This is a genomic window from Peribacillus sp. FSL R5-0717 (assembly GCF_038002945.1).
GTDB lineage: Bacteria > Bacillota > Bacilli > Bacillales > DSM-1321 > Peribacillus > Peribacillus frigoritolerans.
In genome coordinates this window covers 59226-76712 of record NZ_JBBOOF010000002.1, presented here as the reverse complement: position 1 = coordinate 76712, position 17487 = coordinate 59226, and the positions used below count along the sequence as shown (strand labels likewise).

The following is a 17487-nucleotide window of genomic DNA, read 5'->3' as shown; positions in this document are numbered from 1 at the left end:
CATTTCTAAATCCGTCTAAAACCTAGGAAGGGATATAAGTTTTTCCATTCTGCAACGGATGAATAAGAAGTACCACCACTGCTATTGGCATTGATAAATTGACCGTTCCCCACATACATGCCAACGTGCGAAGCACCGGGCTTATAGGTGGAGAAAAAAACGAGATCACCCGGTTTTATATGTTCTTCAGGAACCGGCTTTGTTTTGTTGTACTGTGATTGAGCTGTCCCGTACATATCCATGCCGACCTGTGCAAAGGCATATTCCAGCAGCCCACTGCAGTCAAACCCTCCTGCTGCTGGTGTCCTCCCTCCCCATACATAGGGGCGGCCGAGATACTGTTTCATGATTTTATGAACTTTCTCTACATCAAAAGATTGAGAACCGTCCCCCATGACAACCACGCTGCCAACTCCACCGTTGTAATATTGCATGACATGGTCCACATAATTCACATCACCGTAACGGCTCCACCCTTCCCTGGCGGCCATCATTTGACTAAACTGGGTGGCTATTTCTTTGGAATAGCCACCACGCTCCAAAGCGTATCGAATAAATCCATCTCCAAAGTTGTAGCTTTGCAAAGCTAGGTTAATATCACCTTTGGCTTGCTTCATCACTTCTGCAAAATGTTTCACGCCTACCTGAATGGAATACTCCGGATCAGTAATGGCACCGGGTGGGAGCCCGATTGATTCGGAAGATTGCATCACATCCAATTCACGTCCACCTGATTCCTGTTGGATCATGGCTAGGATAAGTCCGACATATTCCCCAACCCCATTTTGTTCCGCATATTTGCGGATTAACGGCTCGTATCGCATGACTTCAGATGACACCTGCGCTGTTCCCCCTGCTCCTTCACCGGAAATGCCTGATTCAAGCTGGTTCTCACCGCCCAAGCTGATTGAAATAAACAAGGCAAATCCGAAGAGTGATGTAAGGAAAAAAAGAATACCTGCAATGATCCAAGAGAAAGGGTTTTTGAGAATGGCAATGGTTCCTGCGGCCTTTGCACCTTTCTTTAAAACGCCTTGCATAGGAACTCCTTTCTAAAAAGAGATTCTGACAAATCAATGAGTGTGTATGTTCACAAACATACCTGTCATGATAACTACTCACTTCTCTTGAATTATCATTTTCGATCCTTTTCGGTCTCCTTGGCTTTAGGTTTCCTGCCCTCCGAACGTTTGACGGATACGGAAGGTGATACTTTTGCTTTTCTCGCATCGATCTTCTTTTGAATTTCCCATTGCGTTAGGTGTTTGACTTGTTCCCTTGAAGCTGCTACTTCTTGTTTGCTTTCCATTTTTGTAGCTGGATTACGATGCGGGGAAGCTTGATTTCCAGAGTCATGTCCCCCCTCTGTCCGTTGCCTAGTAGACTTAGGTTGTTCTGGTTTTCCATTCTCTTGTCTTGTTGAATTCGAAGGGTTCGCACCCGGCTTCCGAGCTTCCGAAACGGTACGTTCAGAACTTCGTGAAGGTTGTCCACTGACTGGTCCGTTGCCTGTTGCCCCTTCCCCCTTTTCACTTTTATAATCCTTTAAATCCACAATCGCAGCTCCCGCATTTCGTGAAGCTGATCGGTTGGCCATTCCTGTATTCAAACCCGTTGCATTATTTTCCGAGTCCTTTCCAGTTGCTTGTTGGCCACGTAACCCTACACCTAGTTTTTGAGGTGTATTCTCGCCAACCACTTTTCGGTGTTCTGACCTTCCACTATTTTCTACGGATGGATGGGTAAAGTTCTTTCGGCCCGAGCCTTCTTTTCTCGACTGATATTCTTCTTGACGCTTTTTATTTTGATGGCTTCTATAAGCTTTGGCTACCATTCTTTTGGCTCCCTTGAATCCTGTTTCACCAGCATCACCCATCTTATCAAGTGTATGGGTTGTCGCTCTCTCGACCACTTGCTGACCTTGAACCATGCCTGCAGAAGCAACCTCAAAGATTTCGGAACGGTATTTGAACAATCCCCAAATGGTCATGCAGATAAGAAAGACAACAAAGACATACCCTTCTACACCATTCGTCACTTTTACGGATTCGTAAAGCAAGGTGACAAGTCCAGTAATGACGGCAATCAAAAGGACTAATCCCGCTTTCATAAGTAATACGCCCACAAGCTTCTTCCCATGATTCAAGGCCGTTTCACTATAAGAAGGGATGACGGAAAGAACTAATGGAATGGCTGTGAAAATGACTAATGCCAAGAACCATACTTGAAGCAAAAACTTAAAGATGCCTAATAACAAGATCGGAATGGAAAGCGCAATGGTTGATAGGATTGTAACAATCAAGTATCCGAACCGTTCACCACTAAAACTGGCAGACAGTTGTTTGTTTTCATATGTTTTAACTTCGTCTTCAATTACTACTTTACGTTGCTCTTTCCCTTCCTCTGTATTTGGTTTTATTTCTAAAAGGCTATCAACTCTGTTTGGATCCTCGCTTACTACATCAGATTCTTTGGTAGAACCATAATTCATGAGTAAATATGGACGCTTCACCATTAAGTTAAATAGTTGATTTTCCAACACCGCAATTCCTTCTTTGGAATCATAGGCAGCGTTGCTGTCAAACTCATCAGAACTGACCAAAACGTTTGCAGAGCTGGCAATCCCTTCGAGCTCCGCCCCCCGATCATTCAGCCATTTGATGTTTCCGGTTGTATCAGAATAAAACCAAAACGTCAGAACCATTATGGCCAAAGCACCTATGACCGCCTTTACCGCATGTCCGACCTGTTGATTTACAAGGTAACGCCAGGCAGCTGTTCCTCCCACTAAAATGACAAACAAGGATAAAAACGTTCCGGACATAAGCTCATAGATTCGTTCACTCATAATTCCAGCTTCATCCACAATGTTGCTGATCAAATCGAAAGACATCAGCTGGTTAACGGAATATAAAGTAAAGCTAGCAATCGTTTTATTAAATCCCCACATCCCTTGATTAATGGCATGTAACGCATTATCGCCAGCTTCCTTGATACCGTCGCCAATATCCGATTCCATCTGATAATGATAGAGAGGATATTCCTTACTTTCCAAAGTCACACGGCCCACTGTTTCCTCTTTTTTCTGAACAGTAGGGGCCGCATCTTCTGCAACGGAAGACGTTGGCAAGAGAAGAACCAACAGCACTAAACAAAAGCCTAGGCCTTGTTTAAGGGTTTGCATCCGATCCCTCCTTATTTGCAGTTAATGCAGGCTTCCCGGTCAAACTTCTCTGATATATCTTCACGGACTATATCCAAACTATTACTTTTATCAATTTTCCATTCATCATCTTTTTTTCTAATCAACAATTCGTCTTTAACTGCATTTGATCCAGTAGGACTTTTAAAATCGGTAAAAACATAATACTGCTCTAAACTTTCGTCATAATAAATTTCATACCGGATATTTCCATACTTTAATCCGGAATCCTTTTTATCTCTAGATTTATGAACTTCGAAAGAACCTTCCTCGTAAAGGAGTTCCTGTTCTCTTTCATAGTCAGTATCAAAATAAGCCTTTTCCCATTCGTAAGCTAGTTTCGAAATATCTTCAGAAGTTGATGCGCCTTGATTACAACCGGTTAAAAGTGCCATCAAAGCAATAAAAGGGATAAATATTCTTTTCACATGAACGCCTCCTCAGTCTCTGCTCTTCCACGATCACTTTCTTTTGTATTGAAGGCGCTGATCCACTCATCAAACAAGACATCCGTCTGAATCTTGGCCGTTCGCCCGTACATATCCTCAATAATGCATTGACCTTCCGAAAGGTTTTTCAGCATATCCCGGTTGGCCTTGTTATCCTCCATCCCGAGGAATTCAATGATGTTTCCAGCTTCTTCGGTTGTTTTCGCTTTAAAAGCAAACTTCGTGCCTATATTCTCTTTGATTTGCGGCTTATTGTATTCATACGTGGACTGTGTGACGATATAGACGGCGGAACGCAAAGAACGTCCGGTACGAAGCAATTCATTGATCAGGCGATCGCCCGCACCCGTATTCATGAGCATCCATGCTTCCTCAAACACCGTCATCTTGACGACCGAATCATCCCGCGCGAATTTTGTTGCGAACTTGGCCAGTGGTTGCATGAGGGCAACGGCAATGTGTTCATCCCTCGTGGCCGCCCGTTCGCCCTCGTCCGGAAGATTTAAGTTTTGAATCTGCAAGATATTCACTTGTTCATCAAGACTGATTCCGACAACATCACCTTCTGAAAACATCAGTTTTGCAACCCCGTTTGTTCCAATCTCATAAAGTAAATCTCCCACATTTTTAATGTCCTGATCCTCTGCTGCCTGCAAGTAACGTACGACTTTCAGAAGGCCTGGCTTCTCTTCCTGTTGAAGGACATGACGAACCCCTTTATAAATGGCCGTTTTCACATTCCGTTCATTCGATTGAAGCTCCGATAAGTATTCAAGCACGCTAACGGCAGCATCCTGCGCCTCTTCCCCTTCAAGGAAGGTAAGTGGATCTAGCTTTCCGGCATCCTTCTTCTCGCTTGATAGAGTGATATAGTTGAAACTCTCAATTAATTCTTGAAAGAAGGGGGCGGTACGCTTCATTTCAGGCGTAAGGGCTTGCTTGAATTTCTTTTCCACCTCGTCCTTCGGGTCCGTCATCAGGACTTTCGCTCCGAAAAAGACGGCATTCAATAAAATATATTTCAGAAGATAGGATTTCCCCATCCCTGTCGGTCCCGAGATGGTCACATGGGGTGAGGAATACTTGGATCCCTTTAAGCCCAAGTGGGCTAGGAACGGATGGTAAAAGACGAGAGAGGGAGAGCTCTCCATGCTTTCCCCATCATGCGATAAATTCTTACCAAGATAGAATCCCACGGTATTTCCGATTTTTCGTGTAAGGGAGAAAAGGGATTCGGCAAAGGATTCAGGCGTAAGGATTTGCTCCCAATCACTTGCTATTATTTTGGCTGCTGGTAACGATTGATGGAATAAAAGGAGTTGGTCGGCAAGTGGCTGCACAAGTTCAATTTGCTGGTCCTTAAAATCTGATTTGAGCCTTCTGGCTCGTTTTCGGACTTCTTCTTTAGTTGGACCATATACGACAAAATGGATGTGCGTTCTAAGAAGTGGTTTTCCTTGGTTTTTAATTTCATTTTCCAGTTCATGCAGGAGCTCACGTCCTGTATTGATTAAACTGTCGTCATCCTCATTCGCTTCGATCAATTGAGCGTCCTGATCGCGAAATCGCTTCTTTATGGTATTGGTTTGGTTCTCATCCTCTTTTTTTCTTTTGTAAATGGTCCGCATATTGACTTCTACCGGAAAATGGTAGGACTGAAAAAAGTAAGCCCACTCCTTATGGCTTAGATCCACAGGAAATTCTGAAACAGGAAGGAAAGCACACCATGATTCATCATCCAGTTGACTAATATGGAGATACCCGGCTTTCCCTGGATCGAGAATGCCTTCTGTCAGGCTGTAGACACTTCCGTCACCGTCAGGCTGTTTCTGACCCCTTACGAACTGGTGACGGATGATATAGCGTAATTCCTTTTCTTTCACCCTGAAAGCCCCTAAATAATGATTCAGGGTCGTAAAGGCATCTTCCTCAGATTCCTCGAACATACTGGCTGTAAGATCGTCCACCTCATGCCCTCCAAAACCGGCAAGCTTTTGCAAATAACGGTTCATGCTTTTAAAGGAAGAAGTAAAGGTTCTGAGGATCGTTTCATCCAGTTCCCTTTTCTTTAACTTCACGCCTACAAAAAATTTATACTCTACGATATGTTTAGCTTCTTCACGTAAGATTTCCTTTGCTCGTTCCGCATAATATTTTCCTGTTTCGGCATATTTGCCTTCATATTGTTGTTGCAGGTTGTCCATACGCTTATCAATATCAACGGGTATCGGCACGATTTTATAGTCAATTTCCTCAAAGGACGACAATTGCCAAGCTAGCCTTTGAAGACGGTTCACCAGATGATTCTCAGCTTCCTGCTCATTCACACCTACCGTATTTTCATGGAGACGATAGTAAGACCAAGCCTCCATCTCATGCGTATAGACCACATTTTCTTTATAAGATTGAATCGGAAATTGGATCACGGGATCACCCCCTTATTGGAATCGCTCGTATGACTGTGCTTTCTTCATCTGTGGTTGGTAAACGGGTTTATGGCTGCTGTAACTAAATCGTTTAGTATACAAATACCGGAAGTACCCGATAAAAAAACGGTCTAGTCGTTTACCGTCCAATTTGCTTCGACAGATCGCCCCAGCGATCATCCAAGGAAGGACGGCATAAAAAGCCAGCTGCAACGTCGTTGGCAAGACTTGGTTGATGCTCCCCCTGAAAAGAAAGAAGACACCGAAAAGCACGAGGGCAACCATGATTTGCCTGATTTCAATCCCTTTGGAAAAGACGAGGGATTTTTCATTTTTTCCAATTTTCCAAATTTTCAAGGGGTATTTGAAGAATTTCCGGTAGCTATAGGCAGCTGACCTCATGAAAGCCCTCCACTTTTCACTTGATTCCAAATGGCATTGGCCATGCTTTCGAATTCTCCTGGATTAGAGACGATCACATAGCAAACGACCGCAAAGATAAAGCTAGAGAAGAACATGCCCCAACGTTGGGATATGAAAGCTCGAACAATCATGACAACCATAACGATGAACAAGACCGCCGCGACCTGGGACGACACGTAATCTGTAAGACCTGTAATATCTGGCATGAAAAATCATCCTCCTTTAGTGTGTTTTAATTCATGAACATAAAATTTATTGTTCTGCTTGCTTATAACAAGGGTAAACGGGTGTTTCGATTGTAGCCCCGTATTCGCCTCTTGTAAGAGGACCAGCGTCTTCACGATGTATTGCCCTTTTTTCTCCCCATCATAGACTACAAAGCCTTCCAGGCCCTTATACTCATAAAGGTCTTTAAGAGATTCGGGGGTTTCCATGAGATACGACATTTCCTCCGTAGAATTCGTCGTATAAGAAGTGAAAAATTGTGTCGCGAACTGCTGAAGTTTACTCTCTACCTTAGTATTCTTGTCTGCCTGGTCGGCTTTATCAGTAATGGCTGTCAATCGGGACTCATTCGGAACAGCTTGATAGTACGGTTGTTCCATTACGTTAAAGGAATTCCCGTCTGTCCCAAGCCGAACGACAATCATTTGCTGTTTATTTCCTAGCGATTCATCTTTCCTAGTGACCTTTTCTTCTTTCACGACCTCTACTTTGCCCTTTTTGTTTCTCTTCTTTACTTCCACCTGTTCTTTTTTCTCTACGATCTTGAAAAGTTCATATTCTATACGATACACGTAACTGGCGGCTGCTTCCGAAACATCTTTCACATCATATAAACTAGCACTCTTCAAAACTCGTTTCCCTCTAAACTCTGAAAGGTTTTCCAACTGTCCAACTTCTAACCCTTCTGCAAGAAAGCTTTGGAGTGCCTTGGATCGTTCTTCTCGCTGCTTTTCGTCATCGGGTACGTTGATATAAGTATCAATAAACTGTCTGGAATAATCTTCACCAGCTGGTGAATTGGCGAAACCCACTTCATTCAGGCTCGCGATCTGCGCCGCAGCCTTATCTTGGTATCCATTAACCTTCTCGTTCAGGAAACCTGTCCGGGACCATGATAGAAAGGTCAAAAAGATCACTCCTAAAAGTACAACCCAAAATACAAAGCTAAAGGCCATTCGTCCATTAAATCGCGACGACTTGAGTCGCCTTTCATCTTTCATCATCTTCTTGCGCCCTCGGTCTGCATGGTTCTTCAATCCCTGCTTCAACGCATCGAGAAGCTTCATTTGGTGGAATCCCCCCTAATTCTAGTGCGTTTCGAACATATACTCGTCGGAAATAGGTATCACCCATATTTTCTTCTACCATTTTGCGGTTGATGAAAATTTCACCGATTTGCAAATTCTTGATCTCGCTCGGATTCGCCTTGAACCGTTCTACATCCCGAACCGTTCCCATCGTTGCTTCATAACGGATTTGGGGATATTTTTTTTCAATCTGCTGCGTGATTTCCTGGTCGGAATACGTACCAAAAACTTGCGCGATCCGTTCGGCATCTTTGGAGGAATTGACACGGCCTGTTGCGATAATATTGCAGTTGGAAATGATTTGCTCCGTCATGATCGGGTCAATGGCATCAATATCAGACAACGTTTGGGTGGAGATAATGCATTCAAAGCCAGCAGAACGTGATTTATTGACGATATCAACGATCCTGCGATCACCATAGGCAGAAAACTCATCATACACACCAAAAATCGATTTACGCCCTTGGGCTTGTCTATAAGCGACCAAACTATTAACATCCAAAATGATCATTTTTCCAATCTTTTTAATGTATTCGGCATATCGGCTTCCGGAAATGCTGAAAATGACGACGTCGTTATGATCGGTAATTTTTTGAAGATCAATGCCGTTCTCCCTTTCCACAAATAAATGACCAAGATCGGATTCTAGGAGCTCACCCAGCTGCATTTTCATTCGTGTCAGGCACCCCTCCACAATTTCTTCCGGAAATTCATTATCTAACACCTTTTTTATCCGCTGCATGCCCTCTTCAAGCTTTGTAATGTATCGCTTCCGCTTTTCTACCACCATTTTTTTGACTGTTTCCTTCTTTGGTTCAGCATTGGCTATAAAACCGCTTAAATCGTCGTCCGTTGGAGATGACGTCTGCCTTTCGACGATGACTTCTTCCTCTACTTCAAACTCTTCCTCGATTTCTACTTGGCTGCTATGTTCCCTGAAAAATTCGCTCATGTTTTTATAATTGGTTAATTCCACAATCGTCTTGATGTCTCTTGGAACCCCTGCCTCATCAATCAATTTGACCACCAATTGCAAATAACGAGAAGCAATATCGGTATAGTAAGCCCCATCCCCTTCATTCGAAAAGCTAAAAAGTGACATGAGCTTATCCCGTGTTTCGGTTGGGGTACCATTCTTGATTGGATTGTACGTGAGATCGTCCATTTCAGAAAATAGATACACATTCCTGCCATAGGCTTCGCATAAGGCCTTAAATTCAAGCATGGACTTTCTTTCGCCCTTCCCATCCATGAAAATAATCGGTTTTTCCTGTTGCAAAGCCGCTTCCATTAGGGAGGCAATCAATGTAGTCTTTCCAGTACCGGTTCCTCCTGTTGCCAGCATGTGATAATTGAGCTCTTTTGAATGAAGCGTTACACGCTCTTTAAAATCGGAGTACCCGACAAACACTTCTTTCGACGGTTTATGTCGATACTGTTTCTGCTTCTTAATCAAGAACTTCACTCGTTTTTTGCGGAAAGCCTTATATTTGTGCTCTTCTTTTTGCTTCTTCACCTCACCAGATTTGGTGGTCACCCGCTTTTTCCAAAAGTATTTGGCGAAGATAAAAAATCCAAATGAGAATAGAAAGGCTAACCCGAATAAAACAAGATAGGAAGTACTGGTCACGGCAATGGCATCCCCCTGATTGAGGAGTCTTTCCAAAACATCTGACATGTAAGGAATATTCATGTCTGAAATCAATCCAAAATAACTGAGGAGCCGACCTGTTTGAAATGGCCAAAACAAAAGGATGAACCCGGCTGCAAGGATAACGTAGGAGATCCAATCCCGCTTAAAGAGGGTAAGAATCGCAAAAATCAGCATTCCAAGCATGGCCGGAAGAAAAAACAAGACTCCAATTATGCCGATTAATCCGTAAATCACTAGATCGCCAACGATCTGATCGGTTTCAGTCTGCTTCGTCTCTCCCTGGCTTTCCATCGGTTCCAACCGGCAACACCTCTTCCCAACGTTCTTCCAAAATGATAGAAGGTACATTACGCACAGTAATCTTGCTGGCATTAATCAACCGCTGTTTAGCCTGATTGATCACATTATGAATTTTTACGTCATTCGCAAAATAGATCACCTGATCGTAGGGGTAAAGCTGATGGTCCTGTGGTCCACCGGAAAGCATGTCATCAAACATCTTAAACTTGTAATCATAGCGCTTACGATCTTTCTTGTTCAATTCCAGCTCAACCCAAGTGGTCGTCACATTCCCATCCGTTCCTTTAAAGAAGAAAACGGCATCTGGTATGCGGTCCCGATTATCGTTATAGGCCTTCAATTTACTTCGATTATCTCCTTCTCCTATCATAGAAAAACGAATTTCTCTCTCTGTCCGATATTTAAAGTCAACGGCCTGCTTTTCCGATTGTAGTTCGTAAAAAAGGATCAAGTCGGTAATAAGGAGATCATGCTGCATGGTGTAGATCGTTGCCTTATTTGGAACGGTTACATTGACATTCGTTAATTTCCTGGCCTCAATCGTTCCAAGATAAACCCCTACTTTATGTGCAATCCGTTCATGCTTGACGAATTTTTGGCCTTCTAATTTTCGTAGCCTGCGATAAACACGGTGAATGTTCGGCTCCCTGAATTTCAACATGATTTGTTTGGCCGTCACCATACCATTCCTCAAAATAAACGATAAATACTCCAAATCTTTCTCTTTCAATGAAGTGTACTTTAGCATTACCAAAAATATCATCCTCTTCTAGAAAATATAGGAACCACTCTCCCTCTTGAAGTTTACCAAAATAGGAACTATTTTCATAAATAAAACCGCTAGTAAAACATCAATAATAATATAAATGTTTGAAATATTTTCAGGCCCCGCCACAAAGCTAAATCATAAGATATACCTAAACCCAAGTAAGCTCTTATTCTTTTAAAAGACACCATAAGAACGGATCAAAAATGTATGTTTATACAATCTTTTAAAATATATTGCACTTGTTACACCCTGTACTTTTATCTCCTCTTCCTACCATTTGCTTACTTTCTTATTCCCTTGACCCTGAACTCGATCTTGAACTTTTTTATTCTTGAACTTGATGTTTGACCTTGAACTTAATCCCTTTAATTTATTTCTTATCTCTTGAATTACCTAACTATCACTCCTCCCCATAATCTAAAATCTAGCCTGACCACCCCAATCACACATTGAATACCTCCGCCTTTAATTGAGTAGCAGAAGACCTCGGCTATGTTTACGTAGTATAGGCGAGGTCTTCTGCGGGAAACGAGAATAAACAGGGGGTGTTCAGCCCTTGTGTGATTGGGGTGGTCGTCATTTTTAAACCACAAATAATAAAGACAATCATTACCCTTCCATTTACGTATATGAATCTATATTATTTGCTATATTTTTACTTATTTTCAGTCTACTAAACGTACATTTGTTTGGCAATGTCTGTAAAGATAATTGATTAAAAATTACCATATTTTTGGATGTTATTTTGTGTATTATCGCCTACATGATCATAAAATGTAATACTAAAATCACTGCTCATAAAACAGAAATAAGGACTTAAGATACCTAGTTTCAATTGCTTGATTAAAACAACTAAATATTACTGGAGGTTTAAGATTATCAGTGAAATTTCAAAAAAATTCCCACTAACTTAAATCACCTATATGTATAAAAAAACGCATGAAAATGCTAACTAACAGTTAACCAGACTTTTACTCCCCAAAAATTCATTGTTTACCCATTCAAACACCATTACATTACCAAAATAAAATCTAGTAAATAAGAGTGATCATCAACTTTAACAACCCAGTCCCCTAAAAACACTAAGTATTCAAGGAAGCTATGAATCTTAAAGACCCCACAAGAAGGATACTATAGATATGTATTGGCAGACTGGCTTATTATTTTCAAGAAGTCATCTTATCCGGCGGAGAAGCTCCGGAACTATATATTATGTCCACTTCATGGGTAAACAATTCGGCTTCCAATGTGGGTATTGGAAGGGCCGCAGTAAATTGTTTCCGATGGGGCAGCAATTCCGCAAACGTCAGCTGGGATTGGCGAATGTGATTCCTACGTAATAGCAACAAGTTTTGGAATAGCATGGAACGGCTGGCCAGTTTGGTGACCGCCCCGCGTCCTCGGCCAATCGTAAACTTTTTGAGTTTACTAGAGTGCTTGCAGACCTCTTTAAGCGTGGATAGGGGAATCCCAAAGGTTTCAGCAAGGTTTTTCAAAGAAGCCTCCAAAAACGGCTTTTCAGGGCTTGTATGGGTATCCAGATAGGCAATGATATCCTCTTCCCACTCCTTATAATGGGATCGCACTCGTTCTTCCCGAGGCTTTTTGAACTTATACCACCCTTCCCTTCCCTTGAATTTAGCATGTCCATCTGTCCAAAGCTCGAGTAAGCCTTCCACATATGTACGTTTTACGCCTTTATATTTTCCTGAATAGGCACTCTTCAGGATTCGTTCAAATTCTCTTTTCTTAAGGGGGTGTTCCAGGTTGCTGTTGAATTGATCAAGTTCATCATAAGCTTCCTCGATTGGCCGTTCACTCGCATAATTGGCAAGTGCAAGTGTCATGAGCGCATTATTGCGGCTGGATCCGTAATGCCCCTCCTCGATGTGTGTAGATCGAATAAGCGCACGATACCAGTCGGAAGAGGTCTGATCGATTGTTGTTGCATTCTTGTTGTAGACCACACGCAGGAAGTTCCTATTCTCCTGCTCTTCATACTGTTTGGACCAGGTAAGCAATAGGTCCGTATTGGCAGGCTGGTCATAGAAATCCAGTACATTGTCTTCTCTTGGGATGCGGTAGAAGCCGAAAGGGATACATCCGGTATCAACCGGTACATATTTCTTAAGCGCTTTTCGAATATTTTCTGACAGCCGCTCGGCCACTCTTAAAGCCTTGTAATCGTGTTTTTTGTTTATGTGGAAGGGAGTTTCCAGGACAAAGAAGACCTGGAATCCCCTTGGCGTTTCCAGCAGGAGATTTGGCCTTGGCAATCCCAATTCCTCACATCCAAGATAAAGGGCGTACAGATCCACTTCCTTCGAATCTATATCAAGTCCTATGACATGGATTTGTTTAAGGTTTTCACGCTGATGCCCCTTGATGATGCGGTTTTTGAAATCATAGTATGTACCACCTCGGTAGATATTGGGTGTCCAGTGTGAGAGGTTTTGATACTTTTCCTGAAGCGTTTCGTAAGAGGTCACGACGAAGCCTTTTCCCTCCACGAGTTCTGCCTTGGACGGCGATACAAAGACCACGCCTTTACGATTCTTGGTTTCGCTCATGGTCTTCTCGTATGCAACCACCCTGCTTATAGGTTGGCGAGTACCCTTTTTTTTGTATAGAAGCAAGCCATCATGGGTCATAAATTGCATGATTTCAACGATTGAATGAAGGCCTCTTTTACGATTTTCTGCCAATGGAGTTCCCATGATTTGCACCTTCCTCCTAATACTTGTTACAAACAGCTAAAGTTAAAATAAATTGGACCGATTTCCACTTCTTACATGGAACTTTTTGTTGAATAAAGTATATCGAACTCGACTTTTGAAAAATGGTGCTCTCTAAGAGAAATGCACCAAAAACAAAAAGGCCCCTGAGGCTTAGAGCCCCAAGGGATAGAAAAAAACATTAAATTTTTTTATTATGCAAGTTACGCTCACTTTTTGCACCAAAAAGGCCAATAATGGACCAATTGTGCACATATATCAAATTGAATAGGTTACTGAAAAAACTAGTCATATTAAGCATCGTGAACGTAAAACCAAAAATTTTGCCAAACAGGTTACGCTCACCTTTATGGTCATGTGGTGCACTTTTGGTATACAGGTTCCGCTCAACCTCTAAATATTCCTTCAAAAGGTGAGTGCAATTTTAAGGTGAAGAAAAGTAAATCATTGTTGAATGGTTGTTTCACCAACGTTTCCCCCTCCTACACAGGTTCCGCTCACTTCGTCTCCGAAAATATAAGTTTGGTGCATTTCTTTCATAGGATAGTACACAGGTTCCGCTCGAATTCATTGAATTGGTGCATATTATACTCAATATCCCCAAAAAGATTTCAAAGTGGCATTTTCTAAGATTTCATGATCACTAAAAAATGTGCCACATATAGGGCATATGTGGTGCATTTCATCTATGAAATGGTACACAGGTTCCGCTCACATCTAGAATGATGGTGCATTTTGAAAGCTCAATTTCAAAGAAATCGTGCTAATAGTGAAGTGACTGACTATTCCTCCTTGTTTTTAAGCGTTTAGCTAGTGCAGAATTCCTTATTATTAGAGGTATGGAAGGAATTAGACTGGAACTGGTGCATTTGCACCATTAATTCGAAACCTGTGTAGTAAATGGTGCATTTACTCTTCGAAATGTGGTCCACTCTTGTTATAATGATAAAAAAGTGGTGCATTTTAGATGAAAAAGTTCTAATCTTTCCACCCAAGGATTCCCTGCAATTGAGAGGATGGGGTTGTTGTTGAGGTATCAGGACATACATGATCGTATGATTTTGAACTATGAGTTTCTTAAAATTTCTATTTTCGAAGAAACCAAGATTTTATTTGAAGATCGTCCTTATATTTTGGACAAATGGAGACAGGAAGCCTATCGTATGACGGAGGAAGAGGTAAAAAATCAGGTTCCAGGCTTTACCATGGGACCAAGTTTCCGGGCCTTATTTTCCTTGTTCACTCAAACGTTATACTTCGAAAAACTTATAACAAAAGAAATGATTAAAAAGGCCGTGGACAGTTATCAGGATACAATCAAGGTCATATTGGCCGGACATTTCATACACGAATTCCCGCTGGACGAGATAAAACGCAGTGCGAACGAAGAGAAAATAAGTGAGGCCTTGAGCCGTCACTATATCTATTCAAGCATGGATATTGATTATCATTTAATGAGAGACATCGTGACAAAGAAAAAGGACTTTAAAAAAGGAGAGGCTGGTCTCTTGGCAACCGAGATTATAGACAACCGTGGACACGTTAGAGGATTAGCTGAAATAAGGCCCCCAGAATCACAGAAAGCTGAGCTAGCCTCCGATCAACAGGAAATGTGGCTAGAACTGATAGAATCCACTATAAACTCATTGGATGAAATGACCGCCGACCTCTTTGACTTAATTACATATTTATGGATGGTCTCGCCCAAGTCCATTGACGGGTATATTGAGTTTCATAGCAATGATGCCTTACAGCTTAGGAACCTGAAGAAACGGACTGCCCAAGGACGGGAACTGGACTTTCGTGAGGAAGATCGCTTCAATATCATGAAACGGGTTGCTGCACTTTCAAGCATTTGGATTTCTCTGGGCAATCAACAGGTAAAAGTGATCAACACTCAAGATATCCAGGACAATGAACTTTATGAATTCAAGGATTTCCAGAGAATGTTCGAAATCGGAAAAATCCGTGTTGCTTATGATAAAAAGACCGGGGAAGCGAAAGGGATATATGCCGTACAGGTAAAGCCATCCCCTATTCTTACCCCTTATTTAGATGGACCAAATCGCACACTTGGCTTGTTGGATTTAAAAGTGTTTCAGTATAGCCACTACACACAGCGCGAACACAAGCGATTGACCCGCTACCTAAATCTACAGTGGAAAATCAGGACCATCAGAAGGTCCTTGCATCAACCGTTTAAGGTCTCTACCCTGTTGAAAATAATGGACATATCCAGTCGATATAACGGGGTGCAAAAAAGGGATAAGTTTGAAAACGTTTTGGATGAATTGCAAAAGGACAGCGTGATCAGCAGCTGGAACTACACCGAAGAGATCGATGAAGAACAAGTTGGAAAAAAAGGATGGTTCCAAGGCTATTGGACCAAGTTGAATGTGCTTATTCTACCAACAGACATTGTCGTTAAAGAGAACCAGAAAAAAATGATGATAGATTCAAGCCGCTTGGTGAATGAGGAAATCATTGAACGGATGAATCAGATAAGTCACGAAAATTCGATTTCTGAAGACCTTTTTTTCTCCCAGGACTTTTCACTAGATGAGTTGGCCCCTACACTTGAAACGGAAGACTCATTTGAGGTTCCATCCAAAGTGGCACCCGTGATCACCAGTAGCCTACCCAAAACAGAGCAGCAGGCGTTTCATTTTGGGCCGGAAAAGGAATTGGCGCTTTCTCCTGAGACGATGAGAGAAATGATGGACTCTCAAAATATGAGTATCCGACAGACGGCTGAGGAAATCGGCATTTCCCACTCTACCCTTTCGCGATACCTCAGAAAGGAAAATAAGCGTCAAAACAATAAGAACGATGAAAAAATGCTCAATTGGATAAAAGAAAAATCCAAACGACAAAACTCTAATTGATTAATCGTTAGAGTTTTGTCGTTTTGTTTGCTCCCTACATCTTGTTTACTCCCTACATCGGAACGGAGAATTTTCACTTGCATGCATTTTGCATTCAAATTTGACAGTTGCATACAAAAAGCATACAATGAGATTGGATTTCAATGAAAATAAATGAAACCGAGGAGGAATCTATTAAAAATGGCTAGATTTGTATCAGTTGATGTTGGTAATGATGCGGTGAAAGGATTCTTGGGAAGTATTGAAAATCGTGTATACATACCGAACGTCATTGCAGAAGTGCAAGATCGGGAAATTGTGGAGATGGAAAAAAACATATTGAATGGATTACATGTGGAGATTACTTCATCCGCCTTAAAAAATAAAAACGGAAGTTTTGCTGTCGGAAAGTTAGCATCCAAGTATCCAAATAATGACGAATTAACGCCAGATCAAGATAAATCCGAGAGTGACCAACCTGTCATCATGCTATTGACAACCCTTGCTTATGATGCCGTGGAACAATTCCCTGAAGAAGATGGTGTAATTGAAGCCACTTATTATTTATCAACAGGATTGCCCCTGGATGAAACTAAACAAGGAAAAGCCAAAGACTTCCGAAAAAAGCTGAAAAACTCCCAACATGAAGTGAAATTCTTAAAAACCCCTTCCCTGGAAGGTAAAATTGTTCGGATTAAATTCGAACAAATCCTTGTGAATACGGAAGGTTTCGCAGCGTTTGTGGATTTAACTACAAATGATGACGGTTCTACCAAAAACGAGGAACTCATAGGAAAAACAATCCTCATCAACGATATTGGGGGCTTATCAACGGACTCAGCCATCATCACCGATGAAGCTGAAGTGGATAATGAATACAGCAATGGAATAAAAAGAGGTGTATCCACCTATTTGGATAATATTATCAAGAAAGTCTATTCCAAATACAAATACACCATTAAAAGTAGACGCACACTCGTAGAAATCATCACAAATGAACAGCCTGATGAGCAATATCATATCTGGGTTAATGGGAATAGGGTCTCCATAAAGGATATCATAGATGAAGAATTATCCGTTTTGGCCAAAGAAGAATATAAATTGATTAAAGATATGTGGCGGAATGTTCCCGATATAAGACTAGCATACCAAATTGGGGGCGGATCCTTGGTGTTAAAACCTTATTTGAATGCACTGAATCAAGCTGACAAAAACTACCCTCTCCGTTTCGTTTCGGAAGATGACAGCGTATGGATGATTACACGAGCCTATTTTAAAATTTTGCTTATGTATTTACAAAGTAAAGGGATATCTACACAAAACGTGGCAGCTACAAAAGAGTGATATAAATC

12 protein-coding genes are annotated in these 17487 nt (G+C 41.7%); 2 read left to right on the top strand and 10 right to left on the bottom strand.

Features of this window, described 5'->3' with window-relative positions:
• Positions 1 to 5 precede the first annotated feature (5 nt).
• The 10 genes from NYE65_RS26195 to NYE65_RS26150 all read right to left on the bottom strand — a co-directional run bounded on the left by NYE65_RS26195 (position 6) and on the right by NYE65_RS26150 (position 13253).
• Positions 6 to 1040: a bifunctional lytic transglycosylase/C40 family peptidase gene (locus tag NYE65_RS26195; RefSeq protein WP_340862226.1), complete on the bottom strand. Its 1035-nt coding sequence runs from the start codon at positions 1038 to 1040 to the stop codon at positions 6 to 8.
• Between the two features lie 95 nt (positions 1041 to 1135).
• On the bottom strand, positions 1136 to 3184 hold the full coding sequence (locus tag NYE65_RS26190; protein ID WP_340862225.1) for a CD3337/EF1877 family mobilome membrane protein: 2049 nt from the start codon (positions 3182 to 3184) through the stop codon (positions 1136 to 1138).
• Positions 3185 to 3195: 11 nt separating this feature from the next.
• Positions 3196 to 3630 carry a hypothetical protein gene (locus NYE65_RS26185; protein WP_340862224.1) on the bottom strand — a complete coding sequence of 145 codons (435 nt, stop codon included), beginning with the start codon at positions 3628 to 3630 and terminating at the stop codon, positions 3196 to 3198.
• Positions 3627 to 6077, bottom strand: coding sequence for an ATP-binding protein (locus NYE65_RS26180; protein ID WP_340862223.1), 2451 nt, complete (start codon positions 6075 to 6077; stop codon positions 3627 to 3629). The genes NYE65_RS26185 and NYE65_RS26180 overlap by 4 nt, the downstream gene beginning before the upstream one ends.
• Positions 6078 to 6089: 12 nt before the next feature.
• A complete protein-coding gene (locus tag NYE65_RS26175) occupies positions 6090 to 6479 on the bottom strand; it encodes a TcpE family conjugal transfer membrane protein (protein ID WP_340862222.1) in 390 nt (129 codons plus the stop codon).
• Positions 6476 to 6706 carry a TcpD family membrane protein gene (locus NYE65_RS26170; RefSeq protein ID WP_016236199.1) on the bottom strand — a complete coding sequence of 77 codons (231 nt, stop codon included), beginning with the start codon at positions 6704 to 6706 and terminating at the stop codon, positions 6476 to 6478. The genes NYE65_RS26175 and NYE65_RS26170 overlap by 4 nt, the downstream gene beginning before the upstream one ends.
• A gap of 6 nt (positions 6707 to 6712) precedes the next feature.
• Positions 6713 to 7792 carry a conjugal transfer protein gene (locus tag NYE65_RS26165; protein ID WP_340862221.1) on the bottom strand — a complete coding sequence of 360 codons (1080 nt, stop codon included), beginning with the start codon at positions 7790 to 7792 and terminating at the stop codon, positions 6713 to 6715.
• Positions 7716 to 9758 carry a type IV secretion system DNA-binding domain-containing protein gene (locus NYE65_RS26160; protein WP_328176490.1) on the bottom strand — a complete coding sequence of 681 codons (2043 nt, stop codon included), beginning with the start codon at positions 9756 to 9758 and terminating at the stop codon, positions 7716 to 7718. Before NYE65_RS26160 ends, NYE65_RS26165 begins: the two co-directional genes overlap by 77 nt.
• Positions 9727 to 10521 carry a hypothetical protein gene (locus NYE65_RS26155; protein ID WP_340862220.1) on the bottom strand — a complete coding sequence of 265 codons (795 nt, stop codon included), beginning with the start codon at positions 10519 to 10521 and terminating at the stop codon, positions 9727 to 9729. The genes NYE65_RS26160 and NYE65_RS26155 overlap by 32 nt, the downstream gene beginning before the upstream one ends.
• 1181 nt (positions 10522 to 11702) lie before the next feature.
• Positions 11703 to 13253 (bottom strand): primase C-terminal domain-containing protein, encoded by a 1551-nt coding sequence (locus NYE65_RS26150; protein WP_328176467.1) that lies wholly within the window; start codon positions 13251 to 13253, stop codon positions 11703 to 11705.
• Positions 13254 to 14296: 1043 nt separating this feature from the next.
• On the opposite strand from NYE65_RS26150, the gene NYE65_RS26145 reads away from it, so the two are divergent.
• Both NYE65_RS26145 and NYE65_RS26140 read left to right on the top strand, forming a co-directional pair.
• A complete protein-coding gene (locus tag NYE65_RS26145; protein ID WP_328176468.1) occupies positions 14297 to 16156 on the top strand; it encodes a helix-turn-helix domain-containing protein in 1860 nt (619 codons plus the stop codon).
• Positions 16157 to 16336: 180 nt separating this feature from the next.
• The gene (locus NYE65_RS26140) at positions 16337 to 17479 is read left to right on the top strand and encodes a ParM/StbA family protein (protein WP_340862219.1); all 1143 of its coding nucleotides are present in this window, start codon (positions 16337 to 16339) and stop codon (positions 17477 to 17479) included.
• Positions 17480 to 17487 lie beyond the last annotated feature (8 nt).

Excerpts from the sequence above, each read along its gene's own strand:
- NYE65_RS26195 (WP_340862226.1), bottom strand. The coding sequence starts at position 1,040 with ATGCAAGGCGTTTTAAAGAAAGGTGCAAAGGCCGCAGGAACCATTGCC.
- NYE65_RS26190 (WP_340862225.1), bottom strand. The coding sequence starts at position 3,184 with ATGCAAACCCTTAAACAAGGCCTAGGCTTTTGTTTAGTGCTGTTGGTT.
- NYE65_RS26175 (WP_340862222.1), bottom strand. The coding sequence starts at position 6,479 with ATGAGGTCAGCTGCCTATAGCTACCGGAAATTCTTCAAATACCCCTTG.
- NYE65_RS26170 (WP_016236199.1), bottom strand. The coding sequence starts at position 6,706 with ATGCCAGATATTACAGGTCTTACAGATTACGTGTCGTCCCAGGTCGCG.
- NYE65_RS26165 (WP_340862221.1), bottom strand. The coding sequence starts at position 7,792 with ATGAAGCTTCTCGATGCGTTGAAGCAGGGATTGAAGAACCATGCAGAC.
- NYE65_RS26160 (WP_328176490.1), bottom strand. The coding sequence starts at position 9,758 with ATGGAAAGCCAGGGAGAGACGAAGCAGACTGAAACCGATCAGATCGTT.
- NYE65_RS26150 (WP_328176467.1), bottom strand. The coding sequence starts at position 13,253 with ATGGGAACTCCATTGGCAGAAAATCGTAAAAGAGGCCTTCATTCAATC.
- NYE65_RS26140 (WP_340862219.1), top strand. The coding sequence starts at position 16,337 with ATGGCTAGATTTGTATCAGTTGATGTTGGTAATGATGCGGTGAAAGGA.